Consider the following 16,735-nt stretch of genomic DNA (forward strand, 5'->3'; position numbering starts at 1 on the left):
GAGGCTTTTTGTCTGCCGCTATCAGATTGAGGTGCGGCGGTAGTTGCGGTACTCCGGCAGCCAGAAGTTATCTTCAATGGCCTGCTCGAGCGCCTCGGCGGAGACCTCCACCGCCACGCCTTGCGCCTGCGCCATTTTGCCGACGGCAAAGGCGATAGCGCGAGAGACATTCTGAATTTCCGACAGCGGCGGCAGCACCAGCCCGTAACCGGTATTCACCAGCGGCGAATGCTGCGCCAGGGTCTCGCTCGCCGCCATCAGCATTTCGTCGGTAATGCGCGACGCGCCGGACGCAATCACCCCAAGACCAATGCCCGGGAAGATGTAAGCGTTGTTGCACTGCGCAATAGGGAAGGTTTTGTCTTTCCAGACCACTGGCGGGAACGGGCTGCCGGTCGCCACCAGCGCATTGCCTTCGGTCCAGTGAATAATATCGTGCGGCGTCGCTTCCACGCGGGAAGTCGGGTTGGAGAGCGGCATAACGATCGGGCGAGGGCAGTGTTTATGCATCTCGCGGATAATCTCTTCAGTAAAGAGTCCCGTCTGGCCGGATACGCCGATAAGAATATCGGGCTTGACGTTGCGCACCACATCCAGCAGGGAGATCGCGTCGCTTTCCGTCTGCCAGCCCTGCAGGTTTTCGCGCTTTTGCACAAGCTTAGTCTGGAACGGCAGCAGGTTCGGCATGTTATCGGTCAACAGGCCGAAACGGTCGACCATAAAGACTTTCTGGCGCGCCTGCTCCTCGGTGAGCCCTTCACGCTGAGTCTGCGCGACTATCTGTTCGGCAATGCCGCAGCCTGCGGAGCCTGCGCCCAAAAAGACGATTTTCTGTTCGCTGAGCTGGCTGCCCGCCGCGCGGCTCGCGGCAATCAGCGTGCCTACGGTTACCGCCGCTGTGCCCTGGATATCGTCATTAAAGGAGCAAATTTCATTGCGGTAGCGCTGGAGCAGCGGAGTCGCGTTCTTCTGCGCGAAGTCCTCAAACTGCAGCAGCACATTCGGCCAGCGATGTTTCACCGCCTGAATAAACTCATCCACAAAGGCGTAATACTCTTCATCGGTAATGCGCGGATGACGCCAGCCCATGTAGAGCGGATCGTTCAGCAGCTGCTGGTTATTGGTGCCGACGTCCAGCACCACCGGCAGCGTGTAAGCGGGGCTGATGCCGCCGCAGGCGGTGTAAAGCGAAAGCTTGCCGATAGGAATGCCCATGCCGCCGATGCCCTGATCGCCAAGGCCCAGAATGCGCTCGCCGTCGGTAACCACAATCACTTTGATATTGTGGTTCGGCACGTTTTGCAGGATGTCGTCCATATACTGGCGATTAGGCCAGGAGATAAAGACGCCGCGCGCACGACGGTAGATTTCAGAGAAGCGTTCGCAGGCGAGGCCGACGGTTGGGGTATAGATAACCGGCATCATCTCGTCGAGATGGTTTTCCACCAGCCGGTAGAAGAGGGTTTCGTTGGTGTCCTGAATATTGCGCAGGTAAATGTGCTTATCAATATCGGTTTTAAATTCCTGATACTGTCGCCAGGCGCGCTCTGCCTGTTCATCGATGGTTTCCACCACTTCAGGCAGCAAACCAATAAGGTTAAAGTTGGCGCGCTCTTCCATACTAAAGGCGCTGCCCTTGTTCAGGCGGGGAAACTCCAGCAGTACCGGACCGGCATAGGGAATATAAAGGGAGCGATTTTTTTTCTGCTTCATGTCCATTTGGCTTACTCAGTTATATTTTTTTACTGCGCTGACACCGCCTGCACGCAACTGTCCGGGCTGTGACCGCACGCGAAACACCACGTCTGCCTATGGTATTGCACAACGCCACGGCAATCGACATAAAATCGATACATATAAGTAATGAGTTCTCTTTAATTCATTGAAAACTGGCGAGGGAAAGAATGGAATACGACACGGTGCTTGCGTTCTGGTTTGAAAAGACACCCTCATCGCAGTGGTTTAAGCAGGACGACGCGCTTGATAAGCAGATCCGCGAAACCTTTTACGACACCTGGCAGGCGGCCTGTCGCGGCGAGCTTTACCCCTGGCGGCAGAACAGCAGAGGGCGACTGGCGGAGATAATCGTGCTCGATCAGTTTTCCCGCAACCTGCATCGTGAAAGCGCCGCGGCTTATGCGCAGGACAGCATGGCGCTGGTTCTATCACAAGAGATCCTCCGCCAGCCAGACTGGCGCGCCCTGAACGTAACGGAAAAAGCCTTCAGCCTGATGCCCTGGACGCATTCAGAATCGCCGCGTATTCATGAGCAGGCGCTAAAACTGTTTGAAACGCTCAATGAGCCCGCTTTTAGCGATTCAGAACGCAAGCATAAAGCCATCATCGACCGGTTTGGCCGTTACCCGCATCGCAACAAAGCGTTAGGCCGGGAGAGCACCGAAGCGGAACTGGCTTTCTTACGCGACGGCAAAGGGCGATTTTAATCAGCGGGCGAACCGCCGGGACGCCGCCACGCAAAGAAGGATGCCGAGCGTAACGGCGAGCATCGTAAGGCTGACGGCTTCCCCGAGCAGCGTGGCGGAAATGGCCAGGCCCAAAAAGGGTTGTAACAGTTGCAGCTGGCCTACGCTCGCAATGCCGCCCTGCGCCAGACCTCTGTACCAGAAGATAAAGCCAATCAGCATGCTGAACAACGCAACGTAGCCCAGGGCGCACCATGCGGACGTGCTGATATGGCTAAAACTCACCGGGCGCGTAACAAAAGTGAGCGTTAGCATGAGCGGTAAGGCGAGGATCAGCGCCCAGCTGATGGTTTGCCAGCCGCCAAGCGTGCGCGTAAGACGGGCGCCTTCGGCATACCCCAGTCCGCAGACAAGCACCGCCGCCAGCATATACAGCCCCCCGACGGACGAAACATCGATTCCCTGTGAAAGCGCGTACCCTGCAACCAGCAGGCTGCCAGCGAGAGAAAAGAGCCAGAACAGCGGACGCGGTTTTTCGTTCGCGCGAAGCACGCCGAACAGCGCCGTGGCTAAGGGCAAAAGGCCGAGGAAAATAATCGACTGCGCCGAGGTCAGATGACGAAGGGCGAGGGCGGTCAGCAGCGGAAAGCCAATCACCACCCCAAAAGAGACCAACCCCAGCGCGAGCAGGTGGGATTTATGCGGTCTGGCGCCTTTCAGAAAGCCAACGAGCGCCAGCGCCAGTATGCCCGCTATCGAAGCGCGCGCGACGGTAAGAAATAGCGGATCGAAATCCATCACCGCCACCCGCGTGGCCGGAAGCGAGCCGCTAAAAATCAGAACGCCAAGAAAACCATTTACCCAGCCGTTAACCACATTGTTTGATCCCTGCATGAACCGCACCTCGTATAAATGAGCGTTGACGGGCAAAACCTTACGGCGCACATTTATGACAATCAAATTATTGTCATAGATACATAGTATGAAAGCGCGTTATAAAACCCTGGTTGATGAGTTCGCCCAGGCGGTCCGGACCGGTAAGCAGGCTGCGGGCAGCCGTTTGCCTACGCACCGACAGTTATCTGCGCAGCGCGGTATTTCTCTTGCCACGGCAACGCGGGTTTATGCCGAACTGGAGGCGATGGGGCTGGTCAGCGGTGAAACGGGGCGAGGCACCTTTGTGCGGGAACAGACGCTGCCGCCGGGGCTGGGCGTCGATCAGCTCGCCGTCGCCTCCGATGTGCTGGATCTCAACTTTAACTATCCCGCGTTGCCCGAACAGGCCGAGCTGCTGAGAGAGGGGCTGAAACAGCTCGCGACGTCAGGGGAGATCGACGCGCTGCTGCGCTATCAGCCGCACGCGGGCAGAGCGCATGAGCGCGAGGCCTTCGCCCATTATCTTGCCGGCAAAGGCGTCGCGTGCGGCGACGAAGAGGTGATTATCGTCAGCGGCGCGCAGCATGGACTTGCCGTGACGTTGATGGCCCTGTTGCAGCCCGGCGATGTGGTGGCGGTGGATGCGCTGACCTATCCCGGCTTTAAGATTCTCGCGCAGCAGCTTCACCTTGAACTGTTGGCTATCCCTGCGGCTTCTGGCGCGATGGATCTGGATGCGCTGGAAAAATATTGTCAGTCACGCCGGGTTAAGGCGGTCTATACCATGCCGACGCTGCATAATCCGATGGGCTGGGTGATGGACAAGACGCAGCGTGCCCGGCTAGCCGCTTTAGCGGAACGCTACGGGTTAGCGCTGATTGAAGACGCGGCCTATGCATGGCTTGAGGCTGAACCGCCGAAACCGCTCAGATACTATGCCCCTGAGCATACGGTCTATGTTTCCGGCTTTTCGAAAAACGTGGCTACGGGGTTACGGGTCGGCATGGTTGTGGCGCCGGAAAAGCAACGCGCAAGAGTAGAAAGAGCCATTCGGGCGACGACATGGAACACGCCTGCCGTGCTGACCTCGCTGATTTGCGGCTGGCTGCGCGACGGTACGGTTTTGCGCCTCGAAGCGTTAAAAAGAGAGGATGCGCATAAGCGCCAGCGGCTGGCAAGGGAGGTGTTCGGCAAAATGGCCTGGCAGGCGCATCCGAATGCGTATTTTGGCTGGATAGCTTTGCAAGAAGAGATTCGCGCGGAGCGTGTAGTGAGCGAGCTACTGAAAAAGCGTATTTCCGTTTCCACCGCGGAACCGTTTTGTACTTCGCCTTTTGTTCCTCACGCCATTCGTCTGGCGCTTGGCTCCGTCAGCATGGCGAACCTGGAAACGGGGCTGAGAACGGTGAGGGCGACAATCGAGCATTTCACCGATTTATAACCTCAGCCGGAACGCTGTCCGGCCGAGGAGGGGAGTTAAATGCTCAGGCCGCCGGCGATATCAATCACGCCGCCGGTAATATAGCCGCCCTGGGGGCCCGCCAGGAACGACGCCATCGCCGCGACCTCCTCAAGCGTGGCGATGCGGCGGATAGTGTGAAGATCCATCAGCGCGTCTGGAACCGATTCGCCTAATGCTTCACGGGACATATCCGTTGGCATCACGCCTGGCTGGATAACGTTTACGGTAATATTTTTCCCGCCAAGATCGCGCGCCACGCCTTTTGCATAGCCGACGATCGCCGCTTTGCTGCCTGCGTAATCAGCGGCGCCCGCAAACGGCACATGGCCGCCCAGCAGCGAGCCGATGAAAATAATCCGGCCTTCCTGGGATAAAACCTGGGCGGCGGCGCGGGTTACGGCGACGGGCCCCATGACGTTGGTCTGCCATTGACGGTCAAGGTTGACCGTATCCAGTTCAGGGTCGTCCACCGTTTTGCCCTGAACCGCTATGGCGGCGTTATTCACCAGAATATCGAGCCTGCCGAAGTGAGAAATAACGTCATTAATGAGCGGCTTAGCGGCGCTCATATCCGCCTGGTCGCTTTGAATCGCGATGGCCCGTACGCCTTTAGCCTGCAGTTTTTCCACCACGGCCTGGGCTTTTGCGCCAGAGGCCACATACGTAATCGCCACATCCGCGCCCTGGTCTGCGAACTGCTCAGCAATAACAGCGCCAAGCCCGCGAGAACCGCCTGTAACGAGCGCCACTTTACCTGCTAACGATTTCTGCATAACCACAGTCTCTCTGTTAATAAGTTACCCCAGCCGGGGAGAGTGAGAATTTCATAATGACCATTACCGTAATGAACGTTATGGAATTAGACTTACGTCGTCAAGCGATTTAATATCGATCGTTATGAAATAATGAGGTCAGGTGATGGGACGTAATCGCGAGTTTGATGTAGAGAAGGCGCTGAACGCCGCGCTGGGCGTGTTCTGGAGTAAGGGTTATGAAGGGACGTCATACTCTGATTTAACCAAAGCGACCGGTGTGGAGCGGCCTGCGCTGTATTCCGCTTTCGGCAACAAAGAGGCGCTGTTCCTGCGCGCGCTTGATCATTATTACGCGCATTATCTGGATTTCTTTCCCGCCGCGCTGGCGCAGCCAACCGCGAAAGCTGTCGCGGCCTCGGTTCTGCGCGCCGCGGCGGATTTGCATACCCGCTATCCGGAACATACCGGCTGTCTTGGGATCAACGGGGCGCTGGCGTGTTCAGATGACGCGCAGCCGATACAAAAAGCGCTGATTGCGGCACGTGAAGATGGCGAAACGCAGTTGCGTGAGCGATTCGAACGGGCGAAAGCGGAAGGCGATTTGCCGCAGACGGTAGACTGCGCCGCCCTGGCGGCGTTTATCTGCGCCGTGCTGCACGGCATGGCCATTCAGGCAAAAGCGGGATTCGGACGCGACAAGCTCGAAGCGATAATTAATCAGACATTAGCGGGTTGGCCATCGTAAATTCAGCATGATTAAATGCAGCCTTCGCACGCAGCGGATGCGAATGAAATCACGTCATGAATAACATAGCCACTTTATGGATGAGGGTCTGTAATGATCTGCGATAACGAAACCGGCCAATGCCTGATAACGCCTGGCGCTGATACCAAAGGCGCGCTGCCTGAGCGCGAGAAAAATAGCCTGGTCACCGTGCATTATGTAGGAGACCCGATGTGCTCATGGTGCTGGGGAATAGCAAACTCGGTAAGGTCGCTGGCGCAACTGTGTCAGCAACGCGGCTTTCAGTTTGTATTAACGAACGGAGGGCTTCGGGCGGGGGGCGGAGATAAATGGAATGCGGCTTTCCGTAATTTCCTTCGCCACGAATGGCAGCAGATTAATCTCGTGACCGGACAACCGTTCAGCTATTCGCTGCTGGAGCTGGAGTTTTTTAATTATGACACCGAGCCTGCATGCCGGGCGGTGGTTAGCGCATCGTTGATACGCCCGGAATCAAAGCTTCATTTTTTCCACGAAACGCAAAAGAAGTTTTACACCGAATCTGCTGACCCAAAATTACCGGGCTTTTATCAGAGCATTTGTGAAGAGAGCGGCATCGATTTTGCCGATTTCAAAAAGGTCTTTGAATCGAAGGCTGCGCTGCTGGAAACCTACAACGAATTCAGGCAGGCCAGAGCGTATGGCGTAAACGCGTTCCCGAGCATCCTTGTAGAGAAGTCTGGGGTCATGCAAAAGGTCATTACGGGTTACCGCAGCGAAGAAGAAATCCTTAGGCAGGTTTTAGAGGCGCAAGCACGAATGCAGTAAGGTGGTCAGTTCAGTTATCCGCGAAGAGCGCCAATTTACGCAAAGATAACCTTAGTGCGCATAATGTATATTATGTTAAATGAGAACCGGGTTAACCACAGGCCCGCATTGCTCCTTTATAATCAACGGCTTGTTTCCCTTTATACACCCGCTATCACCTCACCTCTTTGACTACGCCGGCGTTCTCTCCGGCGTAGCCATTCACAGCGCCTTATCTGCCTGGACGTTGATCGCTGGTTACCGCACGCGGTTGCGTGCGACGGCCAACCATGCCCATCACGCCCGCCAGCACCGCTTCGACAATCATCATAAAGAAAGCAAACCACGCCGCTTTGGCTGTGGCGGCAGCGGCTTTCTCACCTATTTCACGGCTTTTCTGTTCGGCTTGCTGTTTCAGCTCTTCATATTTCGCGCGAGCAGCCTGATAGTTTTGCTCGGTCTGATTCACGATTTGTTCCGCTTCGGCATCCGTTTTACCCGTGCGCGCCTGAATGATATTTTTCAGCGCTTCGCGATCGGCGGCCTGGAATGTCGCCTGATTCCTTTCCACAAGGCCTTTAAAGAAACTCGCCAGATCGGTGTTGCCTGCGCCCGGCGCTTGTTGTTGCGGTTGAGCCGCGCCCGCCGCCTGGTTCTGCGCGTTGTTCACTTCTCCTTGCGCCTGGTTTTGTAAGGCTTCCGGCTGCAGCTCAGGCTTACCGGTTTGCCTTAGCGTGGTTTCAAGCTCGTTTTGCAGATTGTCCAGGTTGATATTGTTTTCAGCGAGCTTGTCTCTCGCCATTTCAACCGCCTGCGGCGCAAGCGCTTTCGCCCCGCTGCTTACCGCCTGTAATCCGGTGCCAAGCACGTTCATGGTGCCGGTCACGGCGCTGCTGGCGATGGTCACTAACAGCCAGGTAAAAATCAGCGTATTCACGCCAAACATTAAAAGCCCGTGCAACGCGCCTTCACGCTGCGCCAGTCTGCCGCTCACATAGCCGCCGACGGCGATAGAAATAAGCATGCTTACCCCGCCCCATATCGCCGCACCCATGCCGATGCCCTCTACGGGATTCTGTTCCTCCATCGGATCGATGGTGGTTGTGCCCACTGCCGTACCCAGGATAGCGAGTAAAAGGTAAATAACGATGGAAACGATCACGCCGGCAAAAACCGCGCTCCAGGAAATTCGCTTCAACGGAACGCCGTAATTATCCACCCGATATTCGCCGTCTGGTTCTCTGGCTGAATGTGTGTGTTTATCGAACATAATGACTCTCCACTTCTTCACGTACGGTTAAAAAAACGTTCGCGATTCGTTTATTAAAGAAGAGCAACCCTATTCAATAGTAGTCGGAATAAAATGATAAGCGAGACATGGCCCGCGCTTCGTATTATTCGGGAAAAAGCGCTTTGTAGCTTTGTTTTTTAAAGAGACGTTTCCTTGCGTCGCTATACATTGTATTTAAAAGCATTTTTTTAAGAGGGACAGACTAAAATCCAGTTTTACGAACGCGTTTCTGTTTTGGCGTTTAAAAATAATGATAAATTTGTGGTGGTAACCTGCAAATATTATCCTGACGCGCTTTATTATTTACTTGCTACGGATGAAGCAGACGAAAAAAAGCCAGATAATCTGTCTTAGCATTATCTGGCATCCTGTTTTTATCGTTTACTTATGGTCTTCTGAATAGCGCCAGGCTGCGGCCTTCCAGTTCAAAATCTTTCTCTTTATTAATGACGATGCCGCGTTTCGCATTATCTGAGGTGCTGAGCTCCAGCACCCAACCGCCTTCGCCAAACTGAGGAATGCGAAACGGCACGGTGCCTTCATACGGGTTTATCAGCATCAGCACATCGTGCCAGATGCCCTCCTCTTTTTGCAGATCGGGCCGACCGATATAAACGCCAAGCGTCGAGCCTTCATCCCACTGCTCAGCCTGCTGATAGCCGCCGCCCGCGTTGAACCATTCGATTACCATCCCATCGCGCCAGTTTTCACGCCGCAACAACGGCTGCTCGGCACGCAGCTTGATAACCTGGCGGGTAAATTCGCGCAGCGTTTCGGCGCTCTCCGGCAGGTTTTCCCAGTGAACCCAGGAAATCTCGCTGTCCTGGCAGTAGCCGTTATTGTTACCCATCTGGCTGCGGCCGAATTCATCGCCCGCCAGCAGCATCGGCGTGCCATGTGAGAAGAACAGCGTGGCGAGGAAATTACGTTTTTGCCGTTCGCGCACCGCATTGATGCCTTCATCATCGGTTGGACCTTCGACGCCATAATTGTATGACCGGTTATTGTTATGGCCGTCGTTATTGTCCTCGCCGTTATCGTCGTTATGTTTCTCGTTATAAGAGACCAGATCGTTAAGCGTGAAGCCGTCATGCGCGGTAATAAAGTTGACGCTTGCCCACGGGCGGCGACCGCGCTGGTCGTAGAGGTCGCCAGACCCCAGCAGACGTGCGGCAAATTCGGAAGAGACATTGTCCCCCTTCCAGTATTCGCGCACTGTGTCGCGGTATTTGTCGTTCCACTCCGCCCAGCCTGGCGGGAAGCCGCCCACCTGATAGCCGCCCGGACCGATATCCCAGGGCTCGCCTATCAGTTTCACGCGTGAAAGCTCCGGGTCCTGCGTGATGGCGTCAAAAAAGCCGCCGCGCTGGTCAAAGCCTTCCGGCTCGCGGCCCAGAATGGTGCCAAGGTCGAAGCGGAAGCCGTCGATATGCATTGACTCGGTCCAGTAGCGCAGCGAATCCATCACCATTTGCAGCACCCGCGGATGCGACGTGTTAACGGTGTTGCCGGTGCCGGTGTCATTAATGTAATAACGGTGCATATCGGGCATGGTGCGGTAGTAAGAGTAGTTATCGATCCCCTTAAACGACAGCGTCGGGCCAAGCTCGTTGCCTTCCGCCGTGTGGTTATAAACCACATCCAGGATAACCTCGATACCGGCATCATGGAAAGCGCGCACCATGTCGCGAAAACCCTGAATGCCTCGCGGGCCGTAATAGCGTGAAGCTGGCGCGAAAAAGCCGAGCGAGTTATAGCCCCAGAAGTTTTTCAGCCCCTTATCAAGCAGGTGCTGATCGTCCGGAAACCAGTGCACCGGCAGCAGTTCTACGGACGTAATGCCGAGGCTTTTAATGTAATCAACGGAAGCGTTGTGCCCCATGCCTTCAAATGTGCCGCGCAACTCTGGCGGAATAGCCGGGTTAAGCTGCGTGAAGCCTTTGACATGGGTCTCGTACACGACTGTGTTCGGCCATTGGATGGAGGGACGGTTGTCGTCCTGCCAGTCAAACGCTTGTGGGTCGATAACCCGGCACTTCGGCGTGAAAGGCCCGCTGTCGCGGGTATCAAAGGTTAAGTCCTTATCTTCATGCAACAAATCATAGGCGAAATGGGCTTCATTCCATTCGATATCGCCAACCAGTTCGCGCGCGTAAGGGTCGATAAGCAGTTTATTAGGGTTAAAGCGGTGGCCATTTTCCGGATCGAAAGGACCGTGAACGCGATAGCCGTAAAGCGCGCCGGGCTTCAGCCCTGGCACATAGCCGTGCCACACCTCGTGGGTATATTCCGGAAGCTCAAGACGGGCGATTTCAGTTTTACCGTCCGGCGCGTACAGGCAGAGCTCAACGCGCTCCGCGTGCGCTGAAAAAAGCGCGAAATTCACCCCTTCGCCATCGTAATTGGCGCCGAGACGATGGCTATACCCTGACGTTATTTCAAAAGGCTTACCGTGTGACATGCATTCTTCTCCATGGATGTGCAGAGCTTTCATATACAGCAGCGATACATGACATTTTTAAAAGCAATAAAGTTAGACAGTTATAAGTATGGCAGAAGCGTAACCGTTGAGGGTTTGCACATCTATCCGGTCAGTTACAACCACCTCTTTTCCGCTGAGGATGTCGTGATAACGGCGGTTCGCGAGCGTAGCGGGCAAAGCGATTTCAGTATCCGCCCACAGCTCCGCATGCGGCGCGGCAAGGCGGCCTTGCAGCACGCCCAGCACCAGCCGCGGCGCGATGACAATCAGCGCGTCGTTCTCTCTTGCGCGTGCAAAAGCGATAACGTTTTCCGCGCGCTTGCCCGTCGCTGAAAGCGGCAGATAGTCGCCACGACGAAACAGCGCGGGTTTCTGTTGCCGCAAGCGCAGCGCTCTGGCGATGACATGTTGCTTCAGTTCGCCGCTAAGCCAGGCCTCTTCGCTAAGCCAGGAGGCGCTGGCTTCTTCATCCAGCCATTGCGTCAGCGCGGCGAAATCCGGCTCGCGCCGGTTATCCGGGTCGACCAGGCTGAAATTGAGCCCTTCGCTGCCCTGGTAGATATCCGGTACGCCGGGCGCGGTCAGCTTGATCATCGTCTGGGTCAGGCTGTTAACCAGCCCGGCGTTGATGAACGGCTGCAGCGAGCGGGCGAAATCCTGTAAAAAGTCCTGATTCGCTGGCGACAACAGGTGGCGGGCGTAATCCAGCACTACGTTTTCATAGGCGTCATTGCTGTCCACCCAGTCGGTGCGCAGCTTCGCCTCCCGCAGCGCCTTTTCCACAAACTGCAGGAACCGCTCTTCAAGCGCTTTCAGCCCCGCCTCATCGTCAGGCGCAAGCGCTGCGGGCCAGACGCCCGCCAGCGCCTGGTAGAGCATCCAGGTATCCACCCCTTTCGGCGCCGTGCCGTCATTCAGGAAGACCACTTTGGTTTGATTCATCTGCCGCCAGCGGGCGACGCAGTCGGCCCAGCGCTCCGGCGCTTCGGTTAAGGTGTAAAGCCGCGCTCGCGCGTCCTCGCCGCGTTTGGTGTCGTGGGTCGAGGTGCCGGAAAGCGCATCGGGCTGATGCACCAGCCGCGTTGTCATCTCCTTATGGAAACGTTCAACGGAAAAGGTGCGCGGCAGCGGCTCGGCGCCCACTTCATTCAGTGCCAGCTCCATGTTCTGGCGAAAGAAGAGCGTATCTTCCACCGATTTCGCCATCAGCGGGCCGGTCAACTGCTGGAAGCGGGTGCGGAACGTGGCGGCGCTGTTAACCGCCGCTTCAGCCACCTCGCCTTTGAAAATACGGGTAATGAAATCAAGTGCGGCGGGCTGTGGCGCGTTCTCGCTCGCCTTCACCTTGTTGACCACTTTTTGCAACAGCGCATGCCCTTCAGCCGGCAGACCATTCACCGTGCCGTAAGTGCGGTAGACCGGGAAAGCCACCAGCAATTCGCGCAGCGCCGCGCGTAGCGGTTGCTCCTCCAGCGGGACGCTCTCGGTTTGTCCGATAGCGAGCGCAAGCTTCAGCAGCGTGGTGAATTCCCCTTCGAAATTGCGGTCCGCCATCAGCAGTTTCGCATCGCGCAGTTCCGCTTTCATATTCACCGGCTTGCCCACTACCTCTTCATAAGCCTTGCGCAGTTCGCCAAGCTTATCGCCATCCACCAGCACGTCGGAGAGCGCGGCGATAAACTCATAGCCGGTGGTGCCGGAGACAGGCCAGTCGGACGGGATCTGTTCGCCCTCCCCCAGGATCTTCTCAACCGTGATGTAGCAGTCGGGTCCCGCCTCCTGGCGCAGCAGCTCCAGATAACCTTTCGGATCGGCCAGACCATCCACATGATCCACCCGCAGACCGTCCACCGCGCCGGAGCGCACCAGCTCAAGAATCAGCCGATGCGAATCGTCAAACACCGCTTTATCTTCAACGCGCACCCCGGCAAGCCCGGTGATTTCGAAAAAGCGACGGTAGGAAAGCTCGCGCGGCGCGTCGCGCCAGGACATCAGCCGGTAAGGCTGTTGGTCATGCAGCGCCGCGAGCTGCGCTTTATCCGTCATCTTCAGTACGGTCTCTTCGCGACCCTGCCAGCTGGCGGGCGTGAGCGGATAGTAGCTTTCATAGTAGGCGAAGGCGGGTTTGCCGGTTTGCCGGTCGGGCTTAATGCTGATTTCGCCGTTTTCCAGCACCGCCTCAAACGTGTCGCCAAGGAACGGCAGCGTCAGACGCCGCGTCCAGTCAATGTCAAAATAACGGGCGTAGCGGCTTTGCTGCCCGTTTTCAATAACGTCGCGCCACCACGGGTTTTCAAGCGAGGCGGCCATATGGTTCGGCACGATATCGAGAATCAGCCCCAGCCCCGCCGCCTTCAATGCATTGACCATCCGGTCAAACCCTTCGCGGCCGCCGATAGCCGGGTCGATTTCATTGGCGTCGGTCACGTCATAGCCATGCGTGGAGCCGGAGGTGGCCGTGAAAACCGGGGAAGCATAAAGATGGCTGATGCCGAGCCGTTTAATATACGGAACAAGCGCTGCGGCGCGGTCGAACGTCATGCCGTTGCGAAACTGAATACGATAGGTAGAGGTTGGGATCATGCGGCGTCTCCCGAAGCAAGGCGGACAATAATCGCGTTCGGCGGCAGTTCGCTTGCCGAAGCCTGCCAGGCGAAAATCGTCTCTCCAGGCATCTCGGGCAGCGGCTGCGGCTGTTCGCCGATATTCATGGCCAGCGAGAGCGTGCCTGACGGAAAGCTCCAGCTAACCGCCACAAAGCCTTTCGCCGTTTTCAGCACCGTGCCGGAATGAGCGCCCGCCCTGACCAGCAGCGGTACAATATGCTGATGACGCAGCACCAGCAGCTGGCGGGTGAAGTCGAGCCAGGCTTTCCCTTCCCCATTCGGCTTCTGCCAGTCGAGCTTCGAGGCCATAAAGGTGCTCTGCGCGTTCGGGTCCGGCACGCTTTCGTCTTCAAAATCGCCGTGGCCCTCAAACTCTTTCGCGCGGCCTTCCCGCACCGCTTTAGCGAGCTCGCCGTGAAAATCGGTAAAGAAGAGGAACGGGTTCGTCTCGCCATACTCCTCGCCCATAAAGAGCAGCGGGATATGCGGCGAGAACAGCAGCGTGGCCAGCAGCACGCGGGTGCGGTCAGGACCGGCGAGAGAAATCAGACGTTCCCCCTGCGCGCGATTGCCCGTCTGGTCGTGGTTCTGAATAAAGTCGACAAAGGCGACCGGCGGCTGTCCGGCGCTCTTTACGCCGCGCTTTTTACCCGTCTGCGGAGAGACTTCGCCCTGATAAGCAAACCCTTCAGTCAGAATGCGGGCCACCAGCTTTTCCGGCTCTTCGGCGAAGTCCTGGTAGTAGGCCTGCGTCTCGCCAGTGGCGAGTACGTGAATAGCATTGTGGAAATCGTCGTTCCATTCGCCGGTAAAGAGCGGCACCGCGCCATTTTCTTCACGCGGATGCAGGAAGGTTACGTTGCGGCTGTCTTCGGTGGTCAGGTGAATGTAACGATTGGGGGCGGCCGCGCGGATGCGTTCGGCAATCTCAATCAGCACATGCTTTTCCGACGTGTCTTCAATCTGGTCGATGGCGTCGAAGCGCAGGCCATCCAGGTAGTACTCTTTCAGCCAGTAGAGCGGCGCCTCGGCGATATAGCGGCGTGCGGCGTCCACGTCATAGGCGATGCCGGGACCCCAGGGGGTCATCCGCTCTTCATGGAAAAACTGCGGCGCCAGCAGCGGCAGATAGTTTCCTTCCGGGCCGAAGTGGTTAAGCACAATATCCAGCACCACGGAAAGCCCGTAGCCGTGGGCGGCATCGACAAACGCTTTAAAATCATCGGGCGTGCCGTAGGCGGAATGCGGCGCGTAGAGCAAGACGCCGTCATACCCCCATCCGCGTTCACCGCCGAACTGGGAAACCGGCAGCACTTCAATCATGGTTATCCCAAGCTCCGCCAGATAAGGCAATTTCGCCATCGCGGCCTTAAAGGTTCCCTCAGGGGTAAAGGTGCCGATATGCATTTCATAGACGACCGTTTCTTCCCACGGACGCCCTTTCCACTGGCGGTGTTGCCATTCGTAGCGGGCCGGGTCGATGACCAGCGATGGCCCGTTGACATCCGCCTTCTGCGCACGGGAAGCGGGGTCTGGCACCGCCATGCCGTCGGCCAGCACATAATGGTATTCCGTGCCCGGTTCAACGTCGGTCACCCGCGCCTCGAACCAGCCCTCTTCGCTTTTGCGCATGGTGTGGTCGGTACCGGCGAGCCTGAGCGTGACGCTCTCCTGGCCTGGCGCCCACAGACGAAAGCGCACCACACCGTCGGCCTCGTAGTCGGCCCCCCAACTCTTAAGGAATGATCTGGACTCCATTCAGTGCCTCGTTTAACCCAAAAGTGAGCAATGCACGACATCTGCGGGTGCGGGATGCCGAGCTCCAGTAGCGTAAACGTGTAGTGCGATCCGGATGCCGTAACGGGGCGTCGCCCCCTGGGTTGCCTTTAAGGAAGCGGTTCCCTGGAGAAGTGGTGTTGAAGCGGTGCCCGACTGTCCGGATCCAGGCAGCATACGAACATCAATCATAGACCATGGATGCAGGATTGGCGGGGCGCGCAAAGAAAGCAGCGAGACGCGGGAAGTTTAAGCGAGGCGCGCTCCGGCAACCTGCCCCGCCTTTCAGGGCCGGTTGCCGGGGATAGCTTAACTGCCGCGATAGGTAGAATAGCCGTACTGGCTCAGCAGCAACGGAATATGGTAGTGCTCCTGCGGGTTATCAATGTGGAACATCACCGGAATCTCCGGGAAGAAGCTTTGCTGTTTCTGAGAAGCAAACCAGGCGCCGGTCTCAAACACGACGCGGAAATCGCCGCTGGCCGCCGGCTTGTTGGGCCATAATGCCTTAATACGTCCCTGGTTATCCGTCGTGGCATGGTTGAGCTGCACCCATTTCCCCTCGGTTTTTTGCTCAAGGGTGACGCCCACGCCTGCGGCAGGTTTACCCGTCTGTTCATTCAGCACGTGGACGCTCAGCAGGTTGGCGGGTTCGGCGGCATAAACCTGCGAAGCGCCGGTCAGGATCAGGGCGGCGCTCATCGCCGTCAGGGTTTTCATGTTCATTGCGTTCTCCTTCTGGGTTAATGAACGCTATCCTCGCCCGGCGCAGGCGTAAAAAAGCTGACCGGCAGATTACAATGTTGTCATGTTGCCAGTTTGCGCTGTCACCCATGCCTGTAACTCTGTCAAAATCGCCGGATGAAAATTTTACTGATTGAAGATAACGAAAAGACCCAGGCCTGGCTGGTGAAAGGCCTGCGGGAGGCGGGTCTTGTAGTGGACGCCGTCGCGGATGGCCGTGACGGCCTGCACCTGGCGCTGGAGCAAGAATATGCGCTGATCGTGCTCGATATTATGTTGCCGGGCCTGGACGGCTGGCAGGTGTTGCGCGCGCTGCGCACCGCCAAAGCGACGCCGGTGCTCTGCCTCACCGCCCGCGACGCGGTGAGCGACAGGGTGAAAGGCCTGGAGCTTGGCGCGGATGACTACCTGATAAAACCCTTCTCTTTCGCCGAGCTGCTGGCCCGCGTTCGCGCGCAGCTGCGCCGCCACAACAGCGCGTCGAACCTGCTGCAGGTCGCGGATCTCCAGCTTGACGCGGTGCGCCATCAGGTGAAGCGCGGCGGCGAGGAGATAGCGCTGACTCCGCAGGAGTTTTCGCTGCTCTGGTTTCTGGCAAGCCGCGCCGGGGAGATCCTCCCGCGCACGCTGATTGCCAGCGAAGTCTGGGGCATCAACTTCGACAGCGAGACCAACGTGGTGGATGTCGCTATCCGCCGCCTGCGCAGAAAAATTGACGATCCGTTTCCTCTGAAGCTTGTGGAAACGGTGCGCGGCATGGGCTATCGCCTGAACACGGGAGACGCCTGA

The 16,735-nt window shown here is 57.1% G+C and carries 13 protein-coding genes; 5 read left to right on the forward strand and 8 right to left on the reverse strand.

The genetic code is table 11. The features are described 5' to 3' along the window. Window positions 1-21: 21 nt before the first annotated feature. The gene (locus tag ACU4F7_RS11030) at window positions 22-1,719 is read right to left on the reverse strand and encodes an NAD-dependent malic enzyme (protein ID WP_481638666.1); all 1,698 of its coding nucleotides are present in this window, start codon (window positions 1,717-1,719) and stop codon (window positions 22-24) included. Window positions 1,720-1,904: 185 nt separating this feature from the next. Between ACU4F7_RS11030 and ACU4F7_RS11035 the strand changes: the two genes are divergently transcribed. Next, entirely contained in the window at window positions 1,905-2,444 is a 540-nt protein-coding gene (locus ACU4F7_RS11035; RefSeq protein WP_481638667.1) for a DUF924 family protein, read from the forward strand. Here ACU4F7_RS11035 and ACU4F7_RS11040 read toward each other — a convergent pair whose 3' ends face one another. Then, window positions 2,445-3,317: a DMT family transporter gene (locus ACU4F7_RS11040; RefSeq protein WP_481638668.1), complete on the reverse strand. Its 873-nt coding sequence runs from the start codon at window positions 3,315-3,317 to the stop codon at window positions 2,445-2,447. It lies immediately after the preceding gene. Between the two features lie 88 nt (window positions 3,318-3,405). On the opposite strand from ACU4F7_RS11040, the gene ACU4F7_RS11045 reads away from it, so the two are divergent. Beyond that, on the forward strand, window positions 3,406-4,740 hold the full coding sequence (locus ACU4F7_RS11045) for an aminotransferase-like domain-containing protein (protein ID WP_481638669.1): 1,335 nt from the start codon (window positions 3,406-3,408) through the stop codon (window positions 4,738-4,740). A gap of 35 nt (window positions 4,741-4,775) precedes the next feature. Here ACU4F7_RS11045 and ACU4F7_RS11050 read toward each other — a convergent pair whose 3' ends face one another. Further along, complete coding sequence (locus ACU4F7_RS11050; protein ID WP_029592987.1) at window positions 4,776-5,534, reverse strand: SDR family NAD(P)-dependent oxidoreductase; 759 nt, start codon at window positions 5,532-5,534, stop codon at window positions 4,776-4,778. A gap of 145 nt (window positions 5,535-5,679) precedes the next feature. On the opposite strand from ACU4F7_RS11050, the gene ACU4F7_RS11055 reads away from it, so the two are divergent. Beyond that, on the forward strand, window positions 5,680-6,261 hold the full coding sequence (locus ACU4F7_RS11055) for a TetR/AcrR family transcriptional regulator (RefSeq protein WP_481638670.1): 582 nt from the start codon (window positions 5,680-5,682) through the stop codon (window positions 6,259-6,261). A gap of 93 nt (window positions 6,262-6,354) precedes the next feature. Continuing rightward, window positions 6,355-7,068 (forward strand): DsbA family protein, encoded by a 714-nt coding sequence (locus tag ACU4F7_RS11060; RefSeq protein WP_481638671.1) that lies wholly within the window; start codon window positions 6,355-6,357, stop codon window positions 7,066-7,068. A gap of 211 nt (window positions 7,069-7,279) precedes the next feature. Here the strand turns inward: ACU4F7_RS11060 and ACU4F7_RS11065 are convergent, their stop codons facing one another. From ACU4F7_RS11065 to uraH, 5 genes are all read right to left on the reverse strand, one after another. After that, window positions 7,280-8,317 carry a TIGR04086 family membrane protein gene (locus tag ACU4F7_RS11065; protein ID WP_481638672.1) on the reverse strand — a complete coding sequence of 346 codons (1,038 nt, stop codon included), beginning with the start codon at window positions 8,315-8,317 and terminating at the stop codon, window positions 7,280-7,282. A 406-nt stretch (window positions 8,318-8,723) separates the two neighbouring features. Further along, window positions 8,724-10,799 (reverse strand): glycogen debranching protein GlgX, encoded by a 2,076-nt coding sequence (gene glgX / locus ACU4F7_RS11070; protein ID WP_481638673.1) that lies wholly within the window; start codon window positions 10,797-10,799, stop codon window positions 8,724-8,726. A 72-nt stretch (window positions 10,800-10,871) separates the two neighbouring features. Continuing rightward, a complete protein-coding gene (gene treY, locus ACU4F7_RS11075; RefSeq protein ID WP_481638674.1) occupies window positions 10,872-13,403 on the reverse strand; it encodes a malto-oligosyltrehalose synthase in 2,532 nt (843 codons plus the stop codon). After that, the gene (gene treZ, locus ACU4F7_RS11080; protein ID WP_481638675.1) at window positions 13,400-15,184 is read right to left on the reverse strand and encodes a malto-oligosyltrehalose trehalohydrolase; all 1,785 of its coding nucleotides are present in this window, start codon (window positions 15,182-15,184) and stop codon (window positions 13,400-13,402) included. Before treZ ends, treY begins: the two co-directional genes overlap by 4 nt. Before the next feature lie 327 nt (window positions 15,185-15,511). Further along, complete coding sequence (gene uraH / locus ACU4F7_RS11085; protein ID WP_481638676.1) at window positions 15,512-15,928, reverse strand: hydroxyisourate hydrolase; 417 nt, start codon at window positions 15,926-15,928, stop codon at window positions 15,512-15,514. Between the two features lie 135 nt (window positions 15,929-16,063). Between uraH and hprR the strand changes: the two genes are divergently transcribed. After that, on the forward strand, window positions 16,064-16,735 hold the full coding sequence (hprR, locus tag ACU4F7_RS11090) for a response regulator transcription factor HprR (RefSeq protein WP_481638677.1): 672 nt from the start codon (window positions 16,064-16,066) through the stop codon (window positions 16,733-16,735).

It is taken from the genome of Franconibacter pulveris (genome assembly GCF_056780215.1).